Genomic DNA, 2,042 nt, shown 5'->3' on the forward strand with positions numbered 1-2,042 from the left:
GGTTATCGCCCAGATTGACAATTTTATTTCTGTTAATAATTGTGTTGAAGTAGATCTTTATGGGCAAATATCGGCTGAATCTTCAGGAACACGGCAAATTAGCGGTACTGGTGGACAACTTGATTTTGTTACCGGAAGTTATTTATCCAACGGGGGAAAAAGTTTTATTTGTTTTCGCTCATCGTATGTTAATAAACAAACAGGTGCCCTGGCCTCCAGAGTGGTGCCGACATTACCAAGCGGCGGTATAGTTACAGACCCACGTGCCCAAGTCCATTATCTGGTTACTGAATGGGGTAAAGTAAAGTTAGCTGGGTGCACTACATGGGAACGAGCTGAGCGAATTATCAGTATTGCTCACCCCAATTTTCGTGATGAACTCATACAACATGCTGAGCAAATGAAAATATGGCGTAGATCAAACAAAAGATAATTATGTTACATATTTTTGGCATTTAGGCAGTAAGTGGTATTGTTTATATTAATTTTATGGTATACTAATAGTACCTGTTTTTAAATGTAGGTTATAAAAGTTTTAAGGAGGACATTTGGTGAACGAAAGATATGTAGGCATTTTAGGGATAGGGTCCTATGTTCCGGATACTGTTATAACTAATTTTGATCTTGAGCAAAGGATGGACACATCCAATACTTGGATTGTTGAACGTACAGGTATTCGGGAACGGCGGATTGTAAATAAAGGAGAGAGTACCTCAGATTTAGCAACTAAAGCTGCTGAACGGGCGCTAGCTGATGCTGGCATTAGCGCGGCCGAGATTGATCTCATTATTGTGGGTACTGTAACTCCTGATATGATGTTCCCTTCAGTTGCTTGTTTAGTTCAGCAAAACCTTAAAGCTGTTAATGCCGCTGCCTTTGACCTTACAGCGGTTTGCTCTGGTTTTATTTACGGACTGATTACAGGCAGCTCTTTTATTAAGGCAGGTACTTATAAAAAAGTCTTATTAATTGGCGCAGAAGCTTTATCAACAATTACTAACTGGACAGATAGAAATACCGCCATATTGTTCGGTGATGGGGCGGGAGCTGTTGTGTTGGGTGAGACAAGTCCAGGATACGGAATTCTTGGTTTCGATGTAGGGGCAGATGGGGCCGGTGCTGATCTGTTAAAAGTTCCTGCCGGTGGATCCCGGATGCCTACTTCGCTGGAAACTGTGTCGCAAGACGCTCATTTTATTCATATGGACGGTAACGAGGTATTTAAATTTGCGATTAAGGTAATGGGCGAAACCGTAAATAAAGCCCTGACTCATGCAAATGTACCAGCCAATGATATTACTTGGCTGGTACCGCATCAAGCTAACTTAAGAATTATTCAGTCAGCCGCTAAACGCCTAGGGTTGCCGATGGAAAAGGTTATTGTTAATCTTGATAAATACGGTAATACATCGGCCGCTTCTATTCCGTTAGCACTGGATGAAGGGGTTAAAAGCGGCAGGATCAAAAACGGGGATATGATTGCATTAGTAGGTTTTGGCGGTGGATTGACTTGGGGAGCAGGGATTATTAAGTGGCTTAAGTGATACCTTGTTATATAGTAGCTTTGCATAGTATAAAGGTAAAATCCTGCTGGGATGAATTTCAGCAGGACTTTTTTGCGTTAAGTTATGGCAGTTATATGTAGTTGCTTTATTATTTATTACCATAAAAACAAAAAAATTCATAATAATATAAAAATAACCTCTACATAGCGGTTAACTAAAGGAAATTGCCTTTAGTTGTCGAAGTTTGTATTAGAAATAAAAAGATAGCCGGAGGACAATTTGTTTACTGTTATAAGAAATAAAATAACAACTCTTGATTTTCAGTTAAAAGCCGGCAGTCTATTACTAGCTACCATTCCTCCCCTGTTAATCATGATCTATTTTATCTGGCAGCAATGGAGTAGTTTCCAAGCAGAGCCGATAAAAGGATTTTTAGTGATAATGACTGTGGTACTAATCATAGTGTATCGAATTACTTGGTCTTTTGCCAGAAAAGTTAGTGGCATTATATATAGCCTTATGGAAGTGGCATGCCAG

General features: G+C 39.7%; 3 protein-coding genes. All 3 read left to right on the top strand.

What is annotated here, in order from left to right:
- A partial coding sequence (locus tag AC29Z1_RS06390) for an acetyl-CoA hydrolase/transferase C-terminal domain-containing protein (protein WP_488270624.1) occupies window positions 1–433 on the top strand: 433 nt, incomplete at its 5' end.
- A gap of 118 nt (window positions 434–551) precedes the next feature.
- The gene (locus AC29Z1_RS06395) at window positions 552–1,544 is read left to right on the top strand and encodes a beta-ketoacyl-ACP synthase III (RefSeq protein WP_488270625.1); all 993 of its coding nucleotides are present in this window, start codon (window positions 552–554) and stop codon (window positions 1,542–1,544) included.
- Between the two features lie 240 nt (window positions 1,545–1,784).
- A partial coding sequence (locus AC29Z1_RS06400) for a hypothetical protein (protein ID WP_488270626.1) occupies window positions 1,785–2,042 on the top strand: 258 nt, incomplete at its 3' end.

The sequence above is a fragment of the Sporomusa sp. genome (assembly GCF_057736855.1).